The sequence below is a fragment of the Streptomyces sp. DT190 genome, from assembly GCF_049846985.1.
Classification (GTDB): Bacteria; Actinomycetota; Actinomycetes; order Streptomycetales; family Streptomycetaceae; genus Streptomyces.
Genome location: NZ_JBNCNM010000020.1, coordinates 1 through 21,026, shown reverse-complemented (window position 1 = coordinate 21,026; position 21,026 = coordinate 1). Strand labels below are relative to the sequence as shown.

The 21,026-nt window shown below is 71.1% G+C and carries 21 protein-coding genes; 10 read left to right on the top strand and 11 right to left on the bottom strand.

Going from position 1 to position 21,026, the window contains the following annotated elements:
- Positions 1 to 61 precede the first annotated feature (61 nt).
- A complete protein-coding gene (locus ACPXCS_RS29040; RefSeq protein WP_425945630.1) occupies positions 62 to 895 on the top strand; it encodes an AbfB domain-containing protein in 834 nt (277 codons plus the stop codon).
- 60 nt (positions 896 to 955) lie between these two features.
- Here ACPXCS_RS29040 and ACPXCS_RS29035 read toward each other — a convergent pair whose 3' ends face one another.
- The 8 genes from ACPXCS_RS29035 to ACPXCS_RS29000 are packed head-to-tail and all read right to left on the bottom strand — an operon-like array spanning position 956 to position 7,549.
- On the bottom strand, positions 956 to 1,288 hold the full coding sequence (locus ACPXCS_RS29035) for a metal-sulfur cluster assembly factor (protein ID WP_006131178.1): 333 nt from the start codon (positions 1,286 to 1,288) through the stop codon (positions 956 to 958).
- Complete coding sequence (sufU, locus tag ACPXCS_RS29030) at positions 1,285 to 1,755, bottom strand: Fe-S cluster assembly sulfur transfer protein SufU (RefSeq protein WP_062926164.1); 471 nt, start codon at positions 1,753 to 1,755, stop codon at positions 1,285 to 1,287. Before sufU ends, ACPXCS_RS29035 begins: the two co-directional genes overlap by 4 nt.
- 18 nt (positions 1,756 to 1,773) lie before the next feature.
- Positions 1,774 to 3,030, bottom strand: a complete 1,257-nt coding sequence (locus tag ACPXCS_RS29025; protein ID WP_425945629.1) for a cysteine desulfurase — start codon at positions 3,028 to 3,030, stop codon at positions 1,774 to 1,776.
- Positions 3,027 to 3,791, bottom strand: coding sequence for a Fe-S cluster assembly ATPase SufC (gene sufC / locus ACPXCS_RS29020; RefSeq protein WP_369197769.1), 765 nt, complete (start codon positions 3,789 to 3,791; stop codon positions 3,027 to 3,029). The genes ACPXCS_RS29025 and sufC overlap by 4 nt, the downstream gene beginning before the upstream one ends.
- Before the next feature lie 7 nt (positions 3,792 to 3,798).
- Entirely contained in the window at positions 3,799 to 4,116 is a 318-nt protein-coding gene (locus ACPXCS_RS29015; protein WP_086561395.1) for a non-heme iron oxygenase ferredoxin subunit, read from the bottom strand.
- Entirely contained in the window at positions 4,113 to 5,333 is a 1,221-nt protein-coding gene (gene sufD / locus ACPXCS_RS29010; RefSeq protein WP_425945628.1) for a Fe-S cluster assembly protein SufD, read from the bottom strand. The genes ACPXCS_RS29015 and sufD overlap by 4 nt, the downstream gene beginning before the upstream one ends.
- A 54-nt stretch (positions 5,334 to 5,387) precedes the next feature.
- Complete coding sequence (gene sufB / locus ACPXCS_RS29005) at positions 5,388 to 6,809, bottom strand: Fe-S cluster assembly protein SufB (RefSeq protein ID WP_356435594.1); 1,422 nt, start codon at positions 6,807 to 6,809, stop codon at positions 5,388 to 5,390.
- Positions 6,806 to 7,549 carry a helix-turn-helix transcriptional regulator gene (locus ACPXCS_RS29000; RefSeq protein ID WP_425945627.1) on the bottom strand — a complete coding sequence of 248 codons (744 nt, stop codon included), beginning with the start codon at positions 7,547 to 7,549 and terminating at the stop codon, positions 6,806 to 6,808. The genes sufB and ACPXCS_RS29000 overlap by 4 nt, the downstream gene beginning before the upstream one ends.
- Before the next feature lie 161 nt (positions 7,550 to 7,710).
- Here ACPXCS_RS29000 and ACPXCS_RS28995 point away from each other — a divergent pair, with 161 nt between their 5' ends.
- From ACPXCS_RS28995 to ACPXCS_RS28980, 4 genes are read left to right on the top strand one after another with little or no spacing between them, the layout of a single operon-like run.
- Complete coding sequence (locus ACPXCS_RS28995) at positions 7,711 to 8,505, top strand: aminoglycoside N(3)-acetyltransferase (RefSeq protein ID WP_425945626.1); 795 nt, start codon at positions 7,711 to 7,713, stop codon at positions 8,503 to 8,505.
- Between the two features lie 49 nt (positions 8,506 to 8,554).
- Positions 8,555 to 9,478, top strand: coding sequence for an ABC transporter ATP-binding protein (locus ACPXCS_RS28990; RefSeq protein WP_425945625.1), 924 nt, complete (start codon positions 8,555 to 8,557; stop codon positions 9,476 to 9,478).
- Positions 9,475 to 10,245 (top strand): ABC transporter permease, encoded by a 771-nt coding sequence (locus ACPXCS_RS28985; protein WP_425945624.1) that lies wholly within the window; start codon positions 9,475 to 9,477, stop codon positions 10,243 to 10,245. The genes ACPXCS_RS28990 and ACPXCS_RS28985 overlap by 4 nt, the downstream gene beginning before the upstream one ends.
- Positions 10,246 to 10,249: 4 nt before the next feature.
- Positions 10,250 to 11,299, top strand: a complete 1,050-nt coding sequence (locus ACPXCS_RS28980) for a COX15/CtaA family protein (protein ID WP_425945623.1) — start codon at positions 10,250 to 10,252, stop codon at positions 11,297 to 11,299.
- Here the strand turns inward: ACPXCS_RS28980 and ACPXCS_RS28975 are convergent.
- The 3 genes from ACPXCS_RS28975 to ACPXCS_RS28965 form a co-directional block, all read right to left on the bottom strand.
- Entirely contained in the window at positions 11,296 to 12,429 is a 1,134-nt protein-coding gene (locus ACPXCS_RS28975) for an amidohydrolase family protein (protein WP_425945622.1), read from the bottom strand. The two genes, ACPXCS_RS28980 and ACPXCS_RS28975, sit on opposite strands and share 4 nt — an antisense overlap.
- A gap of 138 nt (positions 12,430 to 12,567) precedes the next feature.
- The gene (locus tag ACPXCS_RS28970; RefSeq protein WP_425945621.1) at positions 12,568 to 12,900 is read right to left on the bottom strand and encodes a hypothetical protein; all 333 of its coding nucleotides are present in this window, start codon (positions 12,898 to 12,900) and stop codon (positions 12,568 to 12,570) included.
- Between the two features lie 66 nt (positions 12,901 to 12,966).
- Positions 12,967 to 13,884 carry a heme o synthase gene (locus tag ACPXCS_RS28965; protein ID WP_425945772.1) on the bottom strand — a complete coding sequence of 306 codons (918 nt, stop codon included), beginning with the start codon at positions 13,882 to 13,884 and terminating at the stop codon, positions 12,967 to 12,969.
- 384 nt (positions 13,885 to 14,268) lie between these two features.
- Here ACPXCS_RS28965 and tkt point away from each other — a divergent pair, with 384 nt between their 5' ends.
- The 5 genes from tkt to pgl are packed head-to-tail and all read left to right on the top strand — an operon-like array spanning position 14,269 to position 20,898.
- Positions 14,269 to 16,356: a transketolase gene (gene tkt, locus ACPXCS_RS28960; protein ID WP_425945620.1), complete on the top strand. Its 2,088-nt coding sequence runs from the start codon at positions 14,269 to 14,271 to the stop codon at positions 16,354 to 16,356.
- A 34-nt stretch (positions 16,357 to 16,390) separates the two neighbouring features.
- Positions 16,391 to 17,509 carry a transaldolase gene (gene tal, locus ACPXCS_RS28955; RefSeq protein ID WP_425945619.1) on the top strand — a complete coding sequence of 373 codons (1,119 nt, stop codon included), beginning with the start codon at positions 16,391 to 16,393 and terminating at the stop codon, positions 17,507 to 17,509.
- Between the two features lie 4 nt (positions 17,510 to 17,513).
- The gene (zwf, locus tag ACPXCS_RS28950) at positions 17,514 to 19,037 is read left to right on the top strand and encodes a glucose-6-phosphate dehydrogenase (RefSeq protein WP_425945618.1); all 1,524 of its coding nucleotides are present in this window, start codon (positions 17,514 to 17,516) and stop codon (positions 19,035 to 19,037) included.
- Positions 19,034 to 20,116: a glucose-6-phosphate dehydrogenase assembly protein OpcA gene (gene opcA / locus ACPXCS_RS28945; RefSeq protein ID WP_425945617.1), complete on the top strand. Its 1,083-nt coding sequence runs from the start codon at positions 19,034 to 19,036 to the stop codon at positions 20,114 to 20,116. Before zwf ends, opcA begins: the two co-directional genes overlap by 4 nt.
- A gap of 41 nt (positions 20,117 to 20,157) precedes the next feature.
- Entirely contained in the window at positions 20,158 to 20,898 is a 741-nt protein-coding gene (gene pgl / locus ACPXCS_RS28940; RefSeq protein WP_425945771.1) for a 6-phosphogluconolactonase, read from the top strand.
- The last annotated feature ends 128 nt before the right edge of the window (positions 20,899 to 21,026 follow it).

The following is a 21,026-nucleotide window of genomic DNA, read 5'->3' as shown; positions in this document are numbered from 1 at the left end:
TCACACACCGGGGCACCACAACTGCGCCGCCGTCACGGGCGCCCCGCCGGAGGAATCGCGCATGGCAGAAGAGAAGTCCCGTCCGCCCCAGGACCGCCCCTGGGAGAGCGGCTGGGCCCCGGACACCACCCGGGCACCGGGAACGCGACGGCTCTGGCTGGCGGGCGCGCTGGCCCTGGCCGCGATCACCGCGTGCGTCGCGGCCGTCGCCGTGATGGAGAAGGAGTCCGGGGAGCCGGCGCACCGGGCGGCGGAGCCGACCACCCTCGGCAGCTCGGCCCCGGGCGGCCTGATCTCCTTCGCGACCCCCTCCAAGGGCGCCCGCACCGCCCCGGCCGCCGACCGCGGCCGCCCCTCCCCCACCCCGGCCACGAGCGCGCCCACGGGCTCCGCCCCCGCACCCGAGCCGCAGCGCAAGGCGCCGAGTCCGCCGGAGACGGGCAGCCCCGCGAAGCCCTCGAAACGGCCGGCCTCCCCCGGCACCTCCATACGCTCGGTCAGCCACCCCGACCGCCACTGGCGGGTCAGCGACGGCTCCGTGCGCCTGGAGCGGGTCGGCTCCGGACCGGAGCAGCGCGAGGACGCCACCTTCCGGCGGGTGCCCGGCCTCGCCGACCCCTCCTGCTCCTCCTTCGCCACGGCGGACGGGCGCCTTCTGCGCCACCGCGGCTTCGTCCTGGTGGCGGACGCCGACGACGGCTCGTCCCTGTTCCGCGCGGACGCCACGTTCTGCCCCCGCCCCGCGGCCTCCTCGGGCGCGGTCATGCTGGAGTCGGTCAACTACCCGGGCCGGTTCCTGCGCCACCGGGACTTCCGGATCCGCCTGGACCCGTACGACCACAGCGCCCTGTTCCGCGCGGACTCGGCGTTCCGGCTGGTGGCCGGGCTGGGCTGAGCGGGCACGCGGAAGGGGCGGCACCCCGGAGGGTGCCGCCCCTGGTACCGCCAGGTGATCTCAGACGTTGAACCCGAGCGCCCGCAGCTGCTCACGGCCGTCGTCCGTGATCTTGTCGGGGCCCCACGGCGGCATCCAGACCCAGTTGATGCGCAACTCGTTGACGAGGCCGTCCGTGGCGGACTTGGCCTGGTCCTCGATGACGTCCGTCAGGGGGCAGGCCGCCGACGTCAGCGTCATGTCGACCGTGGCCACGTTCGAGTCGTCGATGTGGATGCCGTAGATCAGGCCCAGGTTGACGACGTCGATGCCCAGCTCGGGGTCGACGACGTCCATCAGGGCCTCACGGAGTTCCTCCTCCGAGGCCGGCTTCATCTCCACGGTCTCACTCATGCCGTCGTCTCCTTCTCGGCGTCGGCTCCGCCCAGTACCTGGGCCGTCGCGTCCTTCCAGGCCATCCAGCTCAGCAGGGCGCACTTGACCCGGGCCGGGTACTTCGACACCCCGGCGAACGCGACCGCGTCCTCCAGGATGTCCTCCATCGCGTCGTCGGGCTCGAGCTTCCCCTTGGACTGCATCAGCTCCAGGAAGGTCTCCTGGATCTTCCGCGCGTCGGAGAGCTCCTTGCCGACGAGGAGGTCGTTCAGCACGGACGCGCTGGCCTGGCTGATCGAACAGCCCTGGCCCTCGTACGAGACGTCCTCGATCGTCGTGCCGTCGTACTTCACGCGCAGCGTGATCTCGTCGCCGCACGTCGGGTTGACGTGGTGCACCTCGGCGTCGCCGTCCCGCAAGCCCCGCCCGTGCGGGTTCTTGTAGTGGTCCAGGATGACTTCCTGGTACATGGAGTCCAGCTTCACGGTCTCAGCTCACGCCCTTCAGCCGAAGAAGTTCCGAACGTGCTCCAGGCCGTCGACCAGCGCGTCGATCTCGGCCGGCGTGGAGTACAGATAGAACGACGCTCGCGTGGTCGCAGGAATTCCGTACCGCAGGCAGACCGGCCTGGCGCAGTGGTGTCCGACCCGGACCGCGATGCCCTGCTCGTCGAGGACCTGGCCCACGTCGTGCGGGTGGATGTCGCCGAGCGTGAAGGAGATCGCCGCGCCGCGCTCCTCGGCCGTGGTGGGGCCGATGATGCGCAGGTCGGGGACCTCCAGCAGCCGCTTGACCGCGTACTCGGTCAGCGCGTGCTCGTGGGCGAGGATCTTGTCCATGCCGATCGAGTTGAGGTAGTCGATCGCCGCGCCGAGCCCGACCGCCTGGGCGATCGGGGGCGTGCCCGCCTCGAACTTGTGCGGAGCCGGGGCGTACGTCGACGAGTGCATCGACACCGTCTCGATCATCTCGCCGCCGCCGAGGAACGGCGGCAGGTCCTCCAGCAGTTCCTGGCGGCCCCACAGGACGCCGATGCCGGTCGGGCCGCACATCTTGTGGCCGGTGAAGGCCACGAAGTCGGCCTGCAGGGCCTGCACGTCCAGCGGCATGTGCGGCGCGGCCTGGGAGGCGTCGACGCAGACCAGCGCACCGACCTCCTGGGCGCGGCGCACGATCGCCTCGACCGGGTTCTGGGTGCCGAGGATGTTGGAGACCAGCACGAAGGAGACGATCTTCGTCTTCTCGGTGATGATCTCGTCGATGTTCGACAGGTCCAGGCGGCCGTCGTCGGTGAGGCCGAACCACTTCAGCTTCGCGCCCGTGCGCTGCGCGAGCAGCTGCCACGGCACGATGTTGGAGTGGTGCTCCATCTCCGTGATGACGATCTCGGTCTCGGCGTCCACGCGGTAGGGCTCGTCGGCCCAGCCCAGCATGTTCGCCACGAGGTTGAGCGACTCGGAGGCGTTCTTGGTGAAGATCACCTCGTTGCGCGAGGGCGCGTTGATGAAGTCCGCGACCTTGTCGCGCGCGCCCTCGTACAGCGCCGTGGCCTCCTCGGCGAGCACATGCACACCGCGGTGGACGTTGGCGTTGTAGCGCTCGTAGTACTCACTGAGTGCGTCCAGCACCTGGCGCGGCTTCTGGCTGGTCGCCGCGTTGTCCAGGTACACGAGCTTCTGGCCGTCGTGGACCTGGCGGTCCAGGATGGGGAAGTCCTTGCGGATCGCCTCGGTGTCGAGGAGGCCCGGCAGCTGTGTCACGCGGATGCGCCACCCTTCGTGTAAACCTCGTAGCCCTCGTTCTCCAGCTTGTCGGCGAGCTCGGCGCCGCCGGACTCGACGATCCGGCCGCCGGAGAAGACGTGCACGTGGTCGGGCTTGATGTAGCGCAGGATGCGCGTGTAGTGCGTGATCAGCAGCGTGCCGACCTCGCCCGTCTCGCGGACGCGGTTCACGCCCTCGGAGACGACGCGCAGGGCGTCGACGTCCAGGCCGGAGTCGGTCTCGTCGAGGATGGCGACCTTCGGCCGGAGCAGCTCCAGCTGGAGGATCTCGTGGCGCTTCTTCTCACCGCCGGAGAAGCCCTCGTTGACGTTGCGCTCGGCGAAGGCGGGGTCCATGTTGAGGCGCTCCATGGCCTCCTTGACCTCCTTCACCCAGGTGCGCAGCTTGGGGGCCTCGCCGCGGACGGCGGTGGCGGAGGTGCGCAGGAAGTTGGAGACGGAGACGCCGGGGACCTCGACCGGGTACTGCATGGCGAGGAACAGGCCGGCGCGGGCGCGCTCGTCGACGGACATCTCCAGGACGTCCTCGCCGTCGAGGGTGACGGTGCCGCCGGTGATCGTGTACTTCGGGTGACCCGCGAGGGAGTAGGCGAGGGTCGACTTGCCCGAGCCGTTGGGGCCCATGATGGCGTGCGTCTCGCCCTGCTTCACGGTGAGGTCGACACCCTTGAGGATTTCCTTCGTGCCGTTCTCGACCTCGACGGTGACGTGCAGGTCTCGGATTTCAAGCGTAGCCATGGGTGCCTCAGGACTCCTGGGTGAGGGAGACGAGCACGTCGTCCCCTTCGATCTTTACGGGGTAAACGGGGACGGGACGCGTCGCCGGAAGGGCGTCGGGCTTGCCGGAGCGGAGGTCGAAGCGCGAGCCGTGCAGCCAGCACTCGATGTGGCAGTCGTCGACCTCGCCCTCCGACAGCGAGACGTTCGCGTGCGAGCAGATGTCGTGGATCGCGAACACCTCGCCCTCGGTCTGCACGATGGACAGGGGCGTGCCGTCGAGTTCCACCCGCTTGGGGGTGTCCTCCTCCAGCTCGCCCAGTCCACAGGCGCGTACGAAGGTCATGCGACGGCCGCCTCCAGCTCCTCCTCGATCTTGGCGATCAGGCGCTCCTCGATGTCGGGGAGGCCGATCTGCTGGACCAGCTCGGCGAAGAAGCCGCGGACCACCAGCCGGCGGGCCTCGTGCTCCGGGATGCCGCGGGCCATCAGGTAGAACAGCTGCTCGTCGTCGAAGCGGCCGGTCGCCGAGGCGTGGCCGGCGCCGACGATCTCGCCGGTCTCGATCTCCAGGTTGGGTACGGAGTCGACGCGCGCCCCGTCCGTGAGGACCAGGTTGCGGTTCATCTCGTACGTGTCGGTGCCCTCGGCCTTGGCCTCGATGAGCACGTCGCCGATCCACACGGCGTGCGCCTGCTCGCCCTGGAGCGCGCCCTTGTAGACGACGTTGGACTTGCAGTGCGGGACGTTGTGGTCGACCAGGAGACGGTGCTCCTGGTGCTGGCCCCGGTCGGTGAAGTACAGGCCGAACAGCTCGGCCTCGCCGCCGGGCCCGGCGTACCGCACGCGCGGGTGCAGCCGGACGACGTCGCCGCCGAAGGTGACGACGACCGACTTGAAGGAGGCGTCGCGGCCGACGAGCGCGTTGTGCTGCGCGACGTGCACGGCCTTCTCGTCCCAGTCCTGCACGGAGACGACGGTGAGCTTGGCGCCGTCGCCCAGCAGGTAGTCCACGTTGGCGGCGAGCACCGCGTCACCGGTGTGGTCGATGACCACGACGGCCTCGGCGAAGGCGCCCAGCTCGATCACCTGGTGGCCGAAGGCGGTGCCGCCCTCGCCGTGCACCGTGATGCGGACGGGCTCGGTGAGGACGGTCTCCTTGGGGACGGTCACGACCGAGGCCTTCTCGAAGGCCGAGTAGGCCTGCGCGGCGATCCGGTCCACCGGGGTGCCGGCCTTGCCGAGCCGCGCGTCGTCGCGGCCCACGGCCTCGACGGTGACGCCCTCGGGGGCCTGGACGTCGACCTTCACGCCGTTGCCGGTGGCGACGGCGGTGCCGTCGTGCAGGCCGCGCAGGCGCTCCAGCGGGGTGAACCGCCACTCCTCCTCGCGGCCGTGCGGGACGGGGAAGTCCGCGACGTCGAAGGACGGCGGCGCGCTCATGCGCGTGGCGACGGTCGACTCCGCGGCGACCGCGATCGAGCCCGCGGTGGTGGATCCCACGGGTGGGGGTCCCCCCGCTCGAGCGGAGCCGAGAGTGGGGGAGTTCTGGGCCTCAGCCATGGCTGTCGTAGTGCTCGCTTTCCTGAATGGGACGTCTGCTGTCGCGGGGGCGGGTCAGCCGACCGCGCCTTCCATCTGCAGCTCGATCAGCCGGTTGAGCTCCAGCGCGTACTCCATGGGGAGCTCCTTGGCGATGGGCTCGACGAAGCCGCGCACGATCATCGCCATGGCCTCGTCCTCGCTCAGGCCGCGGCTCATCAGGTAGAAGAGCTGGTCCTCGGAGACCTTGGAGACGGTGGCCTCGTGGCCCATGGACACGTCGTCCTCGCGGACGTCCACGTAGGGGTAGGTGTCCGAGCGGGAGATGGTGTCCACCAGCAGCGCGTCGCAGAGCACGTTGGACTTGGAGCCCGGGGCGCCCTCGCCGATCTCGATGAGACCGCGGTAGGAGGTGCGGCCGCCGCCGCGCGCCACCGACTTGGAGACGATGTTCGACGAGGTGTTCGGGGCCATGTGGACCATCTTGGCGCCCGCGTCCTGGTGCTGGCCCTCGCCGGCGAAGGCGATGGACAGCGTCTCGCCCTTGGCGTGCTCGCCCATGAGGTAGACGGCCGGGTACTTCATCGTCACCTTGGAGCCGATGTTGCCGTCGATCCACTCCATGGTCGCGCCCTCGTACGCCACGGCGCGCTTGGTGACCAGGTTGTAGACGTTGTTCGACCAGTTCTGGATGGTCGTGTAGCGGCAGCGGGCGTTCTTCTTGACGATGATCTCGACGACCGCGGAGTGCAGCGAGTCCGACTTGTAGATCGGGGCGGTGCAGCCCTCGACGTAGTGCACGTAGGCACCCTCGTCGACGATGATCAGGGTCCGCTCGAACTGGCCCATGTTCTCCGTGTTGATGCGGAAGTAGGCCTGGAGCGGGATCTCCACGTGGACGCCCGGCGGCACGTAGATGAAGGAGCCGCCCGACCACACGGCGGTGTTGAGCGCGGCGAACTTGTTGTCACCGGCGGGGATGACCGTGCCGAAGTACTCCTTGAAGAGCTCCGGGTGCTCCTTCAGCGCGGTGTCGGTGTCGAGGAAGATGACGCCCTGCTCCTCCAGGTCCTCGCGGATCTGGTGGTAGACGACCTCCGACTCGTACTGCGCGGCGACACCGGCGACGAGGCGCTGCTTCTCCGCCTCGGGGATGCCGAGCTTGTCGTACGTGTTCTTGATGTCCTCGGGCAGGTCCTCCCAGGACTCCGCCTGCTTCTCCGTGGAGCGCACGAAGTACTTGATGTTGTCGAAGTCGATGCCCGACAGGTCCGAGCCCCAGTTCGGCATGGGCTTCTTCTCGAACAGGCGCAGGCCCTTGAGCCGGAGCTTGGTCATCCACTCCGGCTCGCTCTTCTTCGAGGAGATGTCCCGGACGACGTCCTCGTTGATGCCGCGCTTGGCAGAGGCGCCGGCCGTGTCGGAGTCGGCCCAGCCGTATTCGTACTTGCCCAGGCCCTCGAGCTCAGGGTGGGCAGTCTCCGTGGGGAGAGTCATGCGGGGTTCCTCCCGGCCGTGCTTGCAGATGCGTTGTGGGAAATCTTGGGGATGAACGTCGTGCAGACGCCGTCGCCGTGCGCGATGGTGGCGAGCCGCTGTACGTGCGTACCGAGCAGCTCCGCGAAAAATTCCGTCTCCGCCTCGCACAGCTGCGGGAACTGCTCGGCGACGTGGGCGACCGGGCAGTGGTGCTGGCAGAGCTGCTCACCCTTCTGCGGGTGGGGCGCGCTGCGCGCGGTAGCAGCGTACCCGTCCGCGCTCAGGGCCTTGGCCAGCGCTTCGGTCCGCTTCTCGGGCGGGGCGGCCTCGACCGCGCGGCGGTAGGCGCCCGCCTGCGCCGCGATCCGGGCGCGGGCGAAGGCGGCGATCGCCTCGCCGCCGCCCTCGCGGTCGGCGATCCAGCGCAGCGCGTCCGCCGCGAGCTTGTCGTAGGACTGGTCGAAGGCGTCCCGGCCGCAGTCCGTCAGGGCGAACACCTTGGCCGGCCGGCCGCGGGTGCGCGCACCGTAGACCCGCTGCTCGCGGGCCTCGACGACACCGTCGCCCGCGAGGGCGTCGAGGTGCCGGCGCACGGCCGCCTGGGTGAGGCCCAGCCGCTCGGCGAGCTCGGCGACGGTCGACGGGCCGTGGTCCAGGATGGACCGCGCGACCCGGTTGCGGGTGGACCGCTCACCGGTCGCGAGCTCCTCCTGCGGGGTCCCCGTGGGGGCCTCCCGAGCCTCGCCGACGTTTTTCACAACGCCATTGTTGCGTAATTCTTCAGGAGCGGGCAAGCCGCGTCCGCTCCGGCCGACGGTGCCCTGCGTCACTTAGGTATACCTAATCTGACCTGCGGAAACGATCTCTGATCGATCAAAGAGGTGGCATGGGGCAGCCGCTTCGGGGAGACTCCCCCACCATGGCCACACCCCCTCCCACCGGCCCACTTGTCACCCGGGACACCCTGCGCGCCCAGCTGCGCGAGCTCGGTGTGCGCCCCGGCGAGACCCTCCTCGCGCACTCGTCGCTCAGCGCCCTCGGCTGGGTCAACGGCGGCGCCGTCGCGGTGGTGCGGGCACTGCTCGACGTGCTCGGCCCGCAGGGCACGCTGGTGGTTCCGACGCAGACCGGCGACCTGTCCGACCCGGCCCTGTGGAGCAACCCGCCGGTGCCCCCGCAGTGGTGGGCGGACATCCGCGCCACCATGCCCGCCTACGACCCGCGCATCACGCCCAGCCGCGGCGTCGGCGTCGTCCCGGAGACCGTGCGCACCTGGCCCGGCGCCGTGCGCAGCGCGCATCCGCAGACCTCGTTCGCGGCGGTCGGCCCGCGCGCGGCGGAGCTCCTCGACGGGCACGCTCCCGACTGCCGGCTCGGCGAGCGCAGCCCGCTCGCCAAGCTGGAGGCGACGGGCGCCCGGGTCCTGCTGCTCGGCGCCGGATACGCCTCCTGCACCAGCTTCCACCTCGCCGAGTACCGGATCCCCTCCCCGCGCGTGGCCGTAGGCCGCCCCGGCCCGAAGGGCTGGGAGACCGTGACCGAGGTGTCGATCAGCTCGGACCGTTTCGACGAGCTCGGCTACGACTTCGAGCGGGACCGCCCCGTCGTGCGCGGCAAGGTCGGCGCTGCCGAGGCACGGCTGTTCCCGGTGAAGGACGCGGTGGACTACGCCGAACGGTGGCTCGCGGTGCACCGGCCGCGCGAGGAGGAGTAGCCGCACCCCCTGCTCCGGACCCCCGGGCGCGAACCTAGACTCTGGAGTCATGCGAAGCGAGCCCGTGGTCCAGGTCCAGGCCCTGGTGAAGCGGTACGGCCCGAAGACCGCGGTGGACGGGCTCGACCTGGTGGCCCGCCAGGGCGTGACCGCCGTCCTCGGCCCCAACGGGGCGGGCAAGACGACCACGGTCGAGACCTGCGAGGGGTACCGCAGGCCGGACTCCGGCACGGTGCGCGTCCTGGGCCTCGACCCCGTCGCCGACTCCGCGGCCCTGCGGCCCCGCATCGGCGTGATGCTCCAGTCCGGCGGCGTCTACTCGGGCTCCCGCGCCGACGAGATGCTCCGGCACGTGGCCCGGCTGCACGCCCACCCCCTGGACGTGGACGCGCTCGTCGAGCGCCTCGGCCTGGGCTCCTGCGGCCGCACGACCTACCGCCGGCTGTCGGGCGGGCAGCAGCAGCGGCTCGCCCTCGCCATGGCCGTGGTGGGGCGGCCCGAGCTGGTGTTCCTGGACGAGCCGACCGCCGGCCTCGACCCGCAGGCCCGCCGCGCCACTTGGGAGCTGGTGCGGGACCTGCGCGCCGACGGCGTCTCCGTGATCCTGACCACGCACTACATGGACGAGGCCGAGCAGCTCGCCGACGACGTGGCGATCATCGACGCCGGCCGGGTCATCGCCCAGGGTTCCCCCGAGGAGCTGTGCCGGGGCGGCGCCGAGAACACCCTGCGCTTCGGCGGCCGGCCCGGCCTCGACGTGGGGTCGTTGCTGAAGGCCCTGCCCGCCGACTGCTCGGCCGCCGAGCTGACGCCGGGCTCCTACCGGGTCACCGGCAAGGTCGACCCCCAGCTGCTCGCGACGGTCACCTCCTGGTGCGCCCAGCACGGCGTGATGCCCGAGCGCATCTCGGTCGAGCGGCACACCCTGGAGGACGTCTTCCTGGAGCTCACCGGCAAGGAGCTGCGCGCATGACCGCCACCGGGACGTACACGCCGAAGCCCGGCGCGGCCCCGCTTCCCCGCATGATCACGGCCCAGGCCCTGCTCGAGACGAAGATGCTGCTGCGCAACGGCGAGCAGCTGCTGCTGACCGTCGTCATCCCGACGCTGCTGCTGGTCCTGTTCAGCACCGTGGACATCGTCGACACGGGCTCCGGGGAGGCGGTCGACTTCCTCGCGCCGGGCATCCTCGCGCTGGCGGTGATGTCCACGGCCTTCACCGGCCAGGCGATCGCGACCGGCTTCGAGCGGCGTTACGGCGTGCTGAAGCGACTGGCCTCCTCGCCCCTGCCGCGCTGGGGGCTGATGACGGCGAAGACGCTGTCCGTGCTGGTCACCGAGGTGCTCCAGGTGCTCCTGCTGACGGTGATCGCCTTCGCGCTCGGCTGGTCGCCCGAGGGCAACCCGCTGGCGGTGGTGCTGCTGCTGGTCCTCGGCACGGCGGCCTTCTCGGGCCTCGGGCTGCTGATGGCCGGGACGCTGAAGGCCGAGGCGACCCTGGCCGCGGCGAACCTGGTGTTCCTGCTGCTGCTCGTCGGCGGCGGGGTGATCGTGCCGCTCGACAGGTTCCCGGAGGCCGCGCAGGACGTGCTCGGCCTGCTGCCCATCGCGGCGCTGTCGGACGGGCTGCGGGACGTCCTGCAGCACGGGGCCGGGATGCCCTGGGGCGACCTGGGGATCCTCGCGGTCTGGGCGGCCGCCGCGCTCACCGCCGCCGGGGCGTTCTTCCGCTGGGAGTGAGGCCATGACGGACCCTCGTGAAAGCGTGCACAAGCAGCCGCCTACGATGGAAGGCGTGCCAAACGTGACCCGTGCCGACGCCGTGGCCGCCCTGCGGAACCCGCTCGCCTTCATCGCCGCACGCTGGACCCCGGACCCCCGGACCGTCCGGCGCGCGGCCCTGTCCGCACTCGTGATGTCGGTGCTCATCGTCGTCACCGGTGGTGCCGTCCGCCTGACCGGTTCGGGCCTGGGCTGCCCGACCTGGCCGAAATGCACCGACGACTCGCTCACCTCGACCGCCGAGATGGGTGTGCACGGGGCCATCGAGTTCGGCAACCGGATGCTGACGTACGTGCTGTGCGCCGCCGTCGGCTGGGCCATCATCGCCGCGCGCTCGCAGAAGCCGTACCGGCGGGGCCTGGTGCGGCTGGGCTGGGCGCAGTTCTGGATCGTGATGAGCAACGCGATCCTCGGCGGCATCGTGGTGCTGGTGGGTCTGAACCCGTACACGGTCGCGGCGCACTTCGTGGCGACGTCCGCGCTGATCGCGGTCGCCACGGTGATGTGGCACCGCACCCGGGAGGGCGACGCCGAGCCGCGCCCGCTGGTCGGCAAGGCCGTGCAGCAGCTGGTGTGGTTCCTGGTCGCCGCCGCCGTCCTGCTCATCCTGGTCGGCACGGTCGTCACCGGCGCGGGCCCGCACGCGGGCGACTCCAGCGAGGTCGAGCGGATGCCGGTCGACTGGGAGACGGTGAGCAAGCTGCACGCCGTGCTGGCGTGGATCGTGGTGACGCTGACGTTCGCCCTGTGGTTCGTCCTCAAGGCCGTCGACGCGCCCAGGGGCCCGCTGCACCGCACCCGCGAGCTGTTCCTGATCCTGCTCGCGCAGGGCGCCGTCGGCTACGTCCAGTACTTCACCGACCTGCCCGAGGTCCTGGTGGGGCTGCACATGTTCGGCTCGGCCGTGATGTGGATCTGGGTGCTGCGGGTGGTGCTGGCCCTGCGCGAGCGCCCCGAGGCCGTGGCCGGCCTGCCCGGCCCGGCCGCCGAGCCCACGCTCACCAAGGCCTAGGGACGCCCCGGGCTCGCGCCGCCCTGGCCGATCCCGTACACCCTGCGCGCGTTGGCCGACGCCAGCATGCCCGCCACGCGCTGCGCGTCGCTCAGGGACCAGGCGCCCTCGGCGACCCAGGTGCCCAGGACCCGGCCCAGCGCCTCGCGGAACAGGCGGGCTCCCACCACGTGCAGCTCGGGCAGGCCCTGCGCCCCGGTGGAGAAGAGGATCTTGCCGAAGGGGGCCAGCTCCAGGATCTCCGCCAGGATCGTCGCGGCCCGCGCGCCGGTCCGGGCCAGGGCGGCACCGCAGTCGACGTGCACGTGCGGGAAGAGGCCGGCGAGATGGGCCGCGTGCCGGTGGTAGGGGTAGGCGTGCAGCAGCACCAGGTCCGTGCCGAGCCCGGCGGTCGCCCGGACGAAGTCCGTCAGCAGCACCGGGTCCGTACGGTCGATGCGCAGGCCGGGCGCGCCGAGCCCCGCGTGCAGCTGCAGCGGCCGCCCCGAGGCGACCGCGCTCCACAGCAGGTGCCGCAGCAGCACGGGATCGCTCAGCTCCCCGCCGACGCCGCGCCCGGCGAGCCAGCGGCCGGCGGCCCCGCGCACCTCCCCCGGCCCGGGCGGTTCCGGCGCCAGCGCGAGGCCGTGCCGTACCCCGGCGACGGAGGTGAAGGCGACGGCGTGCGCGGCGGCCGCGTGCACCGACTCGGCGAGGTTGGCGAGGAAGGACTCTACGGTCCCGGAGGTGTCGGCGACCTGCTCGGCGAGGAGTTCCAGCCGGACGATCTCATGGGCCTCGGCGCCGCCGGCGGAGGCCAGCTCGCCGGGTTCCGTCAGGTCGCCGGGCAGGCCGGTGTCGACCAGGTACGTGGTGATGCCGCTGCCGCGCAGGAGTCTTCGGCCGGATTCCAGCACGCCGAGTTCGCGGCGGCGGGCCAGGTAGCGGGCCGGTGCGCAGTGGGGTTCCAGGCCGAGCAGGGGCGGGCACCAGCGTCTGACGGCGAAGCCGGTCTGGGTGTCGAAGAGCGTGGTGCCGGGCGCGGGTGGGCCCTCGGTGTGCGAGAGGTGGGCCTCGAAGGTGCCGAGGCCCAGCTCCGTGCGGAGCACTCCGTGGCAGTACTGGTCCACGAGGGACGGCGTTTCGATCATCCGGGCTCCCCGGTGTGGACCCTGTGTTCTCAAGGGTCCTAACGGGTGAAGCGGGGTCGAGGTCGCGGTCCCGGGGCGGGCGACCGGTGCCCGGCGACGGCCGCGGACCGCACCCGGGTGCCGGCGCCCCCGAGCGGGTCAGTCGTTCTTCGGGCCGCCCACCTGGATCCCCGCCATGCGCGACCACTCGTAGCGGCCGGTCTTCACCTTGGCGGCGAACTCGCCGTCGAAGGACTCGTGGCGGGTGATGCCCGACTTCTCCACCGCCTTCCCGGCGATCTCGACGGACGGGGCGACCAGGTCGCCCCAGGTGCCGTCCTCGCCGACCAGGACGATGCGGGCGCCGCGCCGGCCGAGGTGGGCCACCTGGCCCTCGGCGCCGCCGTGGGCCTTGGAGAAGGAGCTGATCTGCTTGGCGAGCCGGGCGACCTTGCGCTCGGCCTTCGGGTCAACCTGCTGCGTGTCTGCCATGACCAGGATGCTACTCACCGGTAGATCCACTCGCGAGGGCCGGGCGGTGTGACGTACGCCGGTCCGTCAGCGCAGGAACGGGTCGACGGCGACGGCCACGAACAGCAGCGACACGTAGGTGATGGACCAGTGGAACAGGCGCATCTCCTTCAGCTTCGCGCCCGTCACCTCCGCCTTCGCGCGGTTCTGCAGGCCGTGCGCCTCCCAGAGCCAGAAGCCGCCCGCCAGCAGGGCCACCGCGGTGTAGAACCAGCCGGTGTAGCCGAGCGGGGTCAGCAGCAGCGAGACGCCGACCATGACCCAGCTGTAGATCACGATCTGCTTGGCGACGACCTTGTTGGAGGCGACCACCGGCAGCATCGGCACGCCCACGCGCGCGTAGTCCTCCTTGACCTTCATGGACAGCGGCCAGTAGTGCGGCGGCGTCCAGAAGAACATGACGAGGAACAGGATGACCGGCGCCCACGACATGGAGTTCGTGACGGAGGACCAGCCGATCAGCACGGGCAGGCAGCCGGCGATGCCGCCCCACACGATGTTCTGCGAGGTCCGGCGCTTGAGGATCATCGTGTAGACGACCACGTAGAACAGCAGCGCGCCGAGGGCCAGCCAGGCGCTCAGCCAGTTCACGGTGAGGCCGAACAGCAGGGTGGAGGCGATCGCCAGGGTGATGCCGAAGGCCAGGCACTCGCGCGGGCTGACCATGCCGGTGACCAGCGGCCGCTGCGACGTGCGGTCCATCAGCGCGTCGATGTCGCGGTCGATGTACATGTTGAGGGCGTTGGCGCCGCCCGCGGACATGTAACCGCCGACACACGTCAGCAGCACCAGGGTCAGGTCGGGCACGCCCTGCTGCGCCAGGAACATCACCGGCACCGTGGTGATCAGCAGCAGCTCGATGATCCGCGGCTTGGTGAGAGCCACGAACGCCATGACACGGGCCCCGAACGGCCGGTGGGCCGGGCTCTGGTCCGTCCCGAGCATCCCCGCTGGACGGGATTCAACGGCCGTCACGCACACCCCTACAGAGACATCCCAGCAAGCCCTCGGCCGTGTGAAGTCCCGGTAAAGGCTCGCGCGTACCACGCCACTTTAGACGTTGCCCAGACTCGGACATCCGCGGGGGTCGCCTCGTGTTGGCGGGCGGCTTCCGACGGGCGGCCGGAAGCTCGATTGAGCACCCGGATGAGCGGCTCCGTATTCACCTGTCGAATGCGGAACGGCCCAGTCAGGAGGCGGATCGCAATGAGGCCCGGCACTCTGGAGTGACTCGAAAAAACGCACGTCCCACGGGGGTAGGCTCGGCTGCGGCCGGTGGGCGCCCCGAGACACCGGCATCCGACATGTGGAGAGGAGCCCTGACCCAGGGTGAGCATCAAGCCGACCACCACAGACCTCGAGTGGACCGAGTTGGACCAGCGGGCCGTCGACACCGCGCGTGTCCTGGCCGCCGATGCCGTACAGAAGGTCGGTAACGGCCATCCCGGTACGGCGATGAGCCTGGCGCCTGCCGCCTACACCCTCTTCCAGAAGGTGATGCGGCACGACCCGGCGGACGCCGACTGGGTCGGGCGGGACCGCTTCGTGCTGTCCGCCGGCCACTCGTCCCTGACCCTCTACACCCAGCTCTACCTGGCCGGCTTCGGCCTGGAGCTGGACGACCTGAAGTCCTTCCGCACCTGGGGCTCGAAGACCCCCGGCCACCCCGAGTACGGGCACACGACCGGCGTGGAGACCACGACCGGCCCGCTCGGCCAGGGTGTCGCCAACGCGGTGGGCATGGCGATGGCCGCCCGCTACGAGCGCGGCCTGTTCGACCCGGAGGCCCCGGAGGGCGAGTCGCCCTTCGACCACTACATCTACTGCATCGCCGGTGACGGCTGCCTCCAGGAGGGCATCTCCGCCGAGGCGTCCTCGCTGGCCGGCCACCAGAAGCTCGGCAACCTGATCCTGCTGTGGGACGACAACCACATCTCGATCGAGGGCGACACCGAGACGGCCGTCTCCGAGGACACCGTCAAGCGGTACGAGGCCTACGGCTGGCACGTGCAGCGGGTCGCGCCGCAGGAGAACGGCGACCTGGACCCGGCCGCGATCTACGAGGCGATCCAGCAGGCCAAGGCCGTCACGGACCGCCCGTCGTTCATCGCGATGCGCTCGATCATCGCCTGGCCGGCCCCGAACGCGCAGAACACCGAGGCCGCGCACGGCTCGGCGCTCGGCGACGACGAGGTCGCGGCCACCAAGCGGGTCCTGGGCTTCGACCCGGAGCGGTCCTTCGAGGTCGCCGACGAGGTCATCGAGCACACCCGCAAGGCGCTGGAGCGGGGCAAGGCGGCCCGCGCGGTGTGGGACAAGGCGTACCAGCAGTGGCGGGACAACAACCCCGAGCGCGCCGCCGAGTACGACCGCATCGCCGGCGGCGAGCTGCCCAAGGGCTGGGAGGAGAAGATCCCGGTCTTCGAGGTCGGCAAGGGCGTGGCCACGCGTGCCGCCTCCGGCAAGGTCCTCCAGGCGCTCGGCGCGGTCGTCCCCGAGCTGTGGGGCGGCTCGGCCGACCTGGCCGGTTCGAACAACACCACGATCGACAAGACCAGCTCCTTCCTCCCGGCGGACAACCCGCTGCCGGAGGCGGACCCGTACGGCCGCACGATCCACTTCGGTATCCGCGAGCACGCGATGGCCGCCGAGATGAACGGCATCGCGCTGCACGGCAACACCCGCATCTACGGCGGCACCTTCCTGGTGTTCTCCGACTACATGCGCAACGCGGTGCGGCTGTCGGCGCTGATGCACCTGCCGGTGACGTACGTGTGGACGCACGACTCCATCGGTCTCGGCGAGGACGGCCCGACGCACCAGCCGGTCGAGCACCTCGCGTCGCTGCGGGCCATCCCGGGCCTGAACGTCGTGCGCCCCGCCGACGCCAACGAGACGGCCATCGCCTGGCGCGAGATCCTGCGGCGCTGGACGAAGGAGTTCGGCAAGGGCCAGCCGCACGGCCTGGCGCTGACCCGGCAGGGCGTGCCGACCTACGAGCCGAACGACGACGCGGCCAAGGGCGGCTACGTGCTGTTCGAGGCCGAGGGCGGCGACGCCGAGGTGATCCTGATCGCCACCGGTTCCGAGGTGCACGTCGCCGTCGAGGCGCGCGAGCAGCTCCAGGGCGCCGGCGTGCCCACGCGCGTGGTGTCGATGCCGTCCGTGGAGTGGTTCGAGCAGCAGGACCAGGGGTACCGGGACAGCGTCCTGCCGCCGTCCGTGCGGGCGCGTGTCGCGGTGGAGGCCGGTATCGGTCTCACCTGGCACAAGTACGTCGGGGACGCCGGCCGCATCGTTTCCCTGGAGCACTTCGGCGCGTCGGCCGACGGCAAGGTCCTCTTCCGGGAGTTCGGTTTCACTGCCGAGAACGTGGCCGCCGCCGCGCGGGAATCGATCGCCGCAGCCCAGCGCTGACGCTCATATACGACACGTAGGAGATGGAATTTCCATGACAGACGCACTCAAGCGCCTCTCCGAGGAAGGCGTGGCGATCTGGCTGGACGACCTGTCGCGCAAGCGGATCACGTCCGGCAACCTCGCCGAGCTGATCGACCAGCAGCACGTCGTGGGCGTCACCACCAACCCGTCGATCTTCCAGAAGGCGATCTCGCAGGGCGACGGCTACGACACGCAGCTGACCGACCTGGCCGCCCGTGAGGTCACCGTCGAAGAGGCCATCCGCATGATCACCACGGCGGACGTCCGCGACGCCGCCGACGTGCTGCGCCCCGTCTTCGACGCCACCGGCGGCCAGGACGGCCGGGTGTCGATCGAGGTCGACCCCCGCCTGGCGCACAACACGCGGGCCACGGTCGCCGAGGCCAAGCAGCTCGCCTGGCTGGTGGACCGGCCCAACACCCTCATCAAGATCCCGGCGACCGAGGCGGGCATCCCGGCCATCGCCGAGACCATCGGCCTGGGCATCAGCGTCAACGTCACGCTGATCTTCTCGCTGGAGCGTTACCGCAAGGTCATGGACGCGTTCCTGACCGGCCTGGAGAAGGCCAAGGAGCGCGGACTGGACCTGTCGCAGATCCACTCCGTGGCGTCCTTCTTCGTCTCCCGCGTGGACACCGAGATCGACAAGCGGATCGACGCGCTGGGCACCGACGAGGCCAAGGCGCTGCGCGGCAAGTCCGCCGTCGCCAACGCCCGCCTCGCCTACCAGGCCTACGAGGAGGTCTTCTCCTCGGACCGCTGGGCCGCGCTGGAGAAGGCGGGCGCGAACAAGCAGCGTCCGCTGTGGGCGTCGACCGGTGTGAAGGACAAGGCGTACAGCGACACCATGTACGTCACCGAGCTGGTCGCGCCGAACACGGTGAACACCATGCCGGAGGCGACCCTGTTCGCCACCGAGGACCACGGTGAGATCACGGGCGACACCGTCTCCGGCACGTACGAGCAGGCCCGAGCCGACCTCGACGCGGTCGAGCGGCTGGGGATCAAGTACGACGAGGTCGTCCAGCTGCTGGAGAAGGAGGGCGTCGAGAAGTTCGAGGACTCCTGGAACGACCTGCTGAAGTCGACCGAGGCCGAGCTGAAGCGCCTCGCCCCCTCGGAGGGCTGAACAGGTGTCGAGCAGCAATCCGCTGCGTGACCCGGCGGACCGACGGCTCCCGCGTATCGCGGGGCCGTCGGGCCTGGTCATCTTCGGCGTCACCGGCGACCTGTCGCGCAAGAAGCTCATGCCCGCCGTGTACGACCTCGCCAACCGGGGTCTGCTGCCGCCGGGCTTCTCGCTGGTGGGCTTCGCCCGCCGCGAGTGGGCGCACGAGGACTTCGCGCAGGAGGTGCACGACGCGGTCAAGGAGCACGCGCGCACGCCCTTCCGCGAGGAGGTCTGGCAGCAGCTCATCCAGGGCATGCGGTTCGTGCAGGGCACGTTCGACGACGACGACGCCTTCGAGCGGCTCCGCTCCACGATCGAGGAGCTGGACAAGGCGCAGGGCACGGGCGGCAACTTCGCCTTCTACCTCTCCGTGCCGCCGAAGTCCTTCCCCGTGGTCATCCAGCAGCTGAAGAAGCACGGGCTGGCGGACCAGACCGGCGGTTCGTGGCGGCGCGCGGTGATCGAGAAGCCGTTCGGCCACAACCTGAAGTCGGCCGAGGAGCTCAACAAGGTCGTCCACGAGGTCTTCGCCCCGGAGCAGGTCTTCCGCATCGACCACTACCTGGGCAAGGAGACCGTCCAGAACATCCTGGCGCTGCGCTTCGCCAACACCATGTTCGAGCCGATCTGGAACCGGTCCTTCGTGGACCACGTGCAGATCACCATGGCCGAGGACATCGGCATCGGCGGCCGCGCCGGGTACTACGACGGCATCGGCGCCGCCCGTGACGTCATCCAGAACCACCTGCTGCAGCTGATGGCCCTGACGGCCATGGAGGAGCCGGCGTCCTTCGACGCGGACGCGCTGGCCGCCGAGAAGACCAAGGTGCTCGGAGCCGTGCGGCTGCCGCAGGACCTGGGCCGCGACACCGTGCGCGCCCAGTACGCGGCCGGCTGGCAGGGCGGCACGAAGGTGCGCGGCTACCTGGAGGAGGACGGCATCAACGCCTCCTCGAAGACCGACACCTACGCCGCGATCAAGCTGGAGATCGACAACCGCCGCTGGGCGGGCGTCCCCTTCTACCTGCGCACCGGCAAGCGGCTCGGCCGCCGGGTGACGGAGATCGCGGTGGTCTTCCAGCGAGCCCCGCACTCCCCCTTCGACTCCACCGCCACCGAGGAGCTCGGCTCCAACGCGATCGTCATCCGCGTCCAGCCGGACGAGGGCGTGACGGTCCGCTTCGGCTCGAAGGTGCCGGGCACGTCGATGGAGATCCGGGACGTGTCGATGGACTTCGCGTACGGCGAGTCCTTCACGGAGTCCAGCCCGGAGGCGTACGAGCGTCTCATCCTGGACGTCCTGCTCGGTGACTCGAACCTGTTCCCGCGCACGGAGGAGGTCGAGCTGTCCTGGAAGATCCTCGACCCGATCGAGGAGTACTGGGACACCAACGGCAAGCCCGCGCAGTACCCGGCCGGTACCTGGGGGCCCGTCGAGGCGGACGAAATGCTCGAGCGACACGGACGGAGCTGGCGCCGGCCATGAAGATAGACCTCACGGACACCACGGCCAGCAAGATCAACAAGGCGCTGGTGCAGGGCCGCCGGGCGATCGGCACCCCGGCGGTCGGCATGGTGCTCACGCTGGTCATCGTGACGGACGAGGAGAACGCCTACGACGCGCTGAAGGCCGCGAGCGACGCCTCACGCGAGCACCCCTCGCGCACGCTGGTGGTCATCAAGCGCGTCTCCCGCTCGCCCCGCGACCGCACGCAGTCCCGCCTCGACGCGGAGGTCCGGGTCGGCGCGGACGCCGGCACCGGTGAGACGGTGGTGCTCCGGCTGTACGGCGAGGTCGTCGACCACGCCCAGTCGGTGGTGCTGCCGCTGCTGCTGCCGGACGCCCCGGTGGTGGTGTGGTGGCCGGTGAACGCACCGCTCGACCCGGCGAAGGACCCCCTGGGGGCCCTCGCCCAGCGCCGTGTCACCGACACCTACGCCTCCGAGCAGCCGGTGCGGGACCTGGCCACCCGGTCGGGGACGTACACCCCCGGTGACACGGACCTGTCCTGGACCCGCATCACGCCCTGGCGCTCGATGCTGGCCGCCGCGCTCGACCAGGTCGCCTGCGAGGTCAGGGCCGTCGAGGTGGAGGGCGAGGAGTTCAACCCGAGCTGCGAGCTGCTGGCGATGTGGCTCGCGGACCGGCTGGACGTCCCCGTCAGGCGCTCGCTGTCCGGTGGCCCGGGTCTGACGGCGGTCCGCATGGACACGACCTGCGGCCCGATCCACCTGGACCGCGCCGACGGCTCCCTGGCGACCCTCTCCATCGAGGGCCAGCCCGACCGTGCGGTGGCGCTCAAGCGCCGGGACACGGCCGAGCTGATCGCGGAGGAGCTGCGGCGGCTGGACCCGGACGACACCTACGCGTCGGCCCTGCGGTTCGGGGTGGACCGGCTGAAGGCGTCGGGCCCGGTGCCCAAAAGTGACGGGCGGGCCCGACTCGCCCTCCCCGCTCCCGTCGAGGAGGCTGCGAAAGCTCCCGCTGCGGAAGCGACGGCGCAGGCACCGGTGAAGCAGGAGCCGCCCGCGCCGCAGCCGGCCCGGAAGGCGGAGGTGAAGTGAGTACGGCACCCCAGCTGGTCGTCCACCGGGACAAGGAGCTGATGGCGCAGGCCGCGGCCGCCCGGCTGATCACCAGGATCGTGGACGCGCAGGCCTCCCGGGGCTCGGCGTCGGTGGTCCTGACCGGCGGCCGCAACGGCAACGGCCTGCTGGCCGCGCTGGCCGCGGCGCCCGCCCGGGACGCCGTCGACTGGTCGCGGCTGGACCTGTGGTGGGGCGACGAGCGCTTCCTGCCCGAGGGCGATCCGGAGCGCAACGTCACGCAGGCCCGCGAGGCGCTGCTGGACGCGGTGCCGCTCGATCCGAAGCGGGTGCACGCGATGCCCGCCTCGGACGGCCCGCACGGCGACGACGTGGACGCGGCGGCCGCCGCGTACGCGGAGGAGCTGGCGGCGGCGGCCGGCCCGGAGAACCACGGGCCCGTCCCCACGTTCGACGTGCTGATGCTGGGCGTCGGTCCGGACACGCATGTCGCGTCGCTGTTCCCGGAGCTGCCGGCGGTCCGGGAGACCGGCCGCACGGTGGTCGGCGTGCACGGCGCGCCCAAGCCGCCGCCGACGCGGGTGACGCTGACGCTGCCGGCGATCCGCGCGGCGCGTGAGGTCTGGCTGCTGGCCGCCGGCGAGGACAAGGCGCAGGCGGCGGCGATCGCGCTGTCGGGGGCGGGCGAGGTGCAGGCACCGGCGGCCGGTGCCTACGGCCGGTCCCGGACGCTGTGGCTGCTGGACGCGGCGGCGGCCTCGCAGCTGCCGCGCTCGCTGTATCCGCCGGCGTCGGCCTGACCGGTACGAACGCCGGCCGGTCCGTTCACCGAAGCGGGCGGGGCCCCCGGGGGGGGGGGGCCGGCCGCGTCGGTGTTACCCGGCGACGTGGCCCGGCACCACCCCGGCGGGGTAGGCCGCCCGCTCGG

What these genes read in the sequence shown, in the direction of transcription:
- ACPXCS_RS28965 (WP_425945772.1), bottom strand. Translation starts at nt 13,884, where the DNA reads ATGCTCGGGACGGACCAGAGCCCGGCCCACCGGCCGTTCGGGGCCCGT.
- ACPXCS_RS29015 (WP_086561395.1), bottom strand. Translation starts at nt 4,116, where the DNA reads ATGACCTTCGTACGCGCCTGTGGACTGGGCGAGCTGGAGGAGGACACC.
- ACPXCS_RS28980 (WP_425945623.1), top strand. Translation starts at nt 10,250, where the DNA reads ATGACGGACCCTCGTGAAAGCGTGCACAAGCAGCCGCCTACGATGGAA.
- ACPXCS_RS28985 (WP_425945624.1), top strand. Translation starts at nt 9,475, where the DNA reads ATGACCGCCACCGGGACGTACACGCCGAAGCCCGGCGCGGCCCCGCTT.
- ACPXCS_RS29040 (WP_425945630.1), top strand. Translation starts at nt 62, where the DNA reads ATGGCAGAAGAGAAGTCCCGTCCGCCCCAGGACCGCCCCTGGGAGAGC.
- ACPXCS_RS28970 (WP_425945621.1), bottom strand. Translation starts at nt 12,900, where the DNA reads ATGGCAGACACGCAGCAGGTTGACCCGAAGGCCGAGCGCAAGGTCGCC.
- sufC (WP_369197769.1), bottom strand. Translation starts at nt 3,791, where the DNA reads ATGGCTACGCTTGAAATCCGAGACCTGCACGTCACCGTCGAGGTCGAG.
- ACPXCS_RS28990 (WP_425945625.1), top strand. Translation starts at nt 8,555, where the DNA reads ATGCGAAGCGAGCCCGTGGTCCAGGTCCAGGCCCTGGTGAAGCGGTAC.
- ACPXCS_RS28995 (WP_425945626.1), top strand. Translation starts at nt 7,711, where the DNA reads ATGGCCACACCCCCTCCCACCGGCCCACTTGTCACCCGGGACACCCTG.
- ACPXCS_RS28975 (WP_425945622.1), bottom strand. Translation starts at nt 12,429, where the DNA reads ATGATCGAAACGCCGTCCCTCGTGGACCAGTACTGCCACGGAGTGCTC.
- tal (WP_425945619.1), top strand. Translation starts at nt 16,391, where the DNA reads ATGACAGACGCACTCAAGCGCCTCTCCGAGGAAGGCGTGGCGATCTGG.
- pgl (WP_425945771.1), top strand. Translation starts at nt 20,158, where the DNA reads ATGGCGCAGGCCGCGGCCGCCCGGCTGATCACCAGGATCGTGGACGCG.
- sufD (WP_425945628.1), bottom strand. Translation starts at nt 5,333, where the DNA reads ATGGCTGAGGCCCAGAACTCCCCCACTCTCGGCTCCGCTCGAGCGGGG.
- sufB (WP_356435594.1), bottom strand. Translation starts at nt 6,809, where the DNA reads ATGACTCTCCCCACGGAGACTGCCCACCCTGAGCTCGAGGGCCTGGGC.
- ACPXCS_RS29035 (WP_006131178.1), bottom strand. Translation starts at nt 1,288, where the DNA reads ATGAGTGAGACCGTGGAGATGAAGCCGGCCTCGGAGGAGGAACTCCGT.
- opcA (WP_425945617.1), top strand. Translation starts at nt 19,034, where the DNA reads ATGAAGATAGACCTCACGGACACCACGGCCAGCAAGATCAACAAGGCG.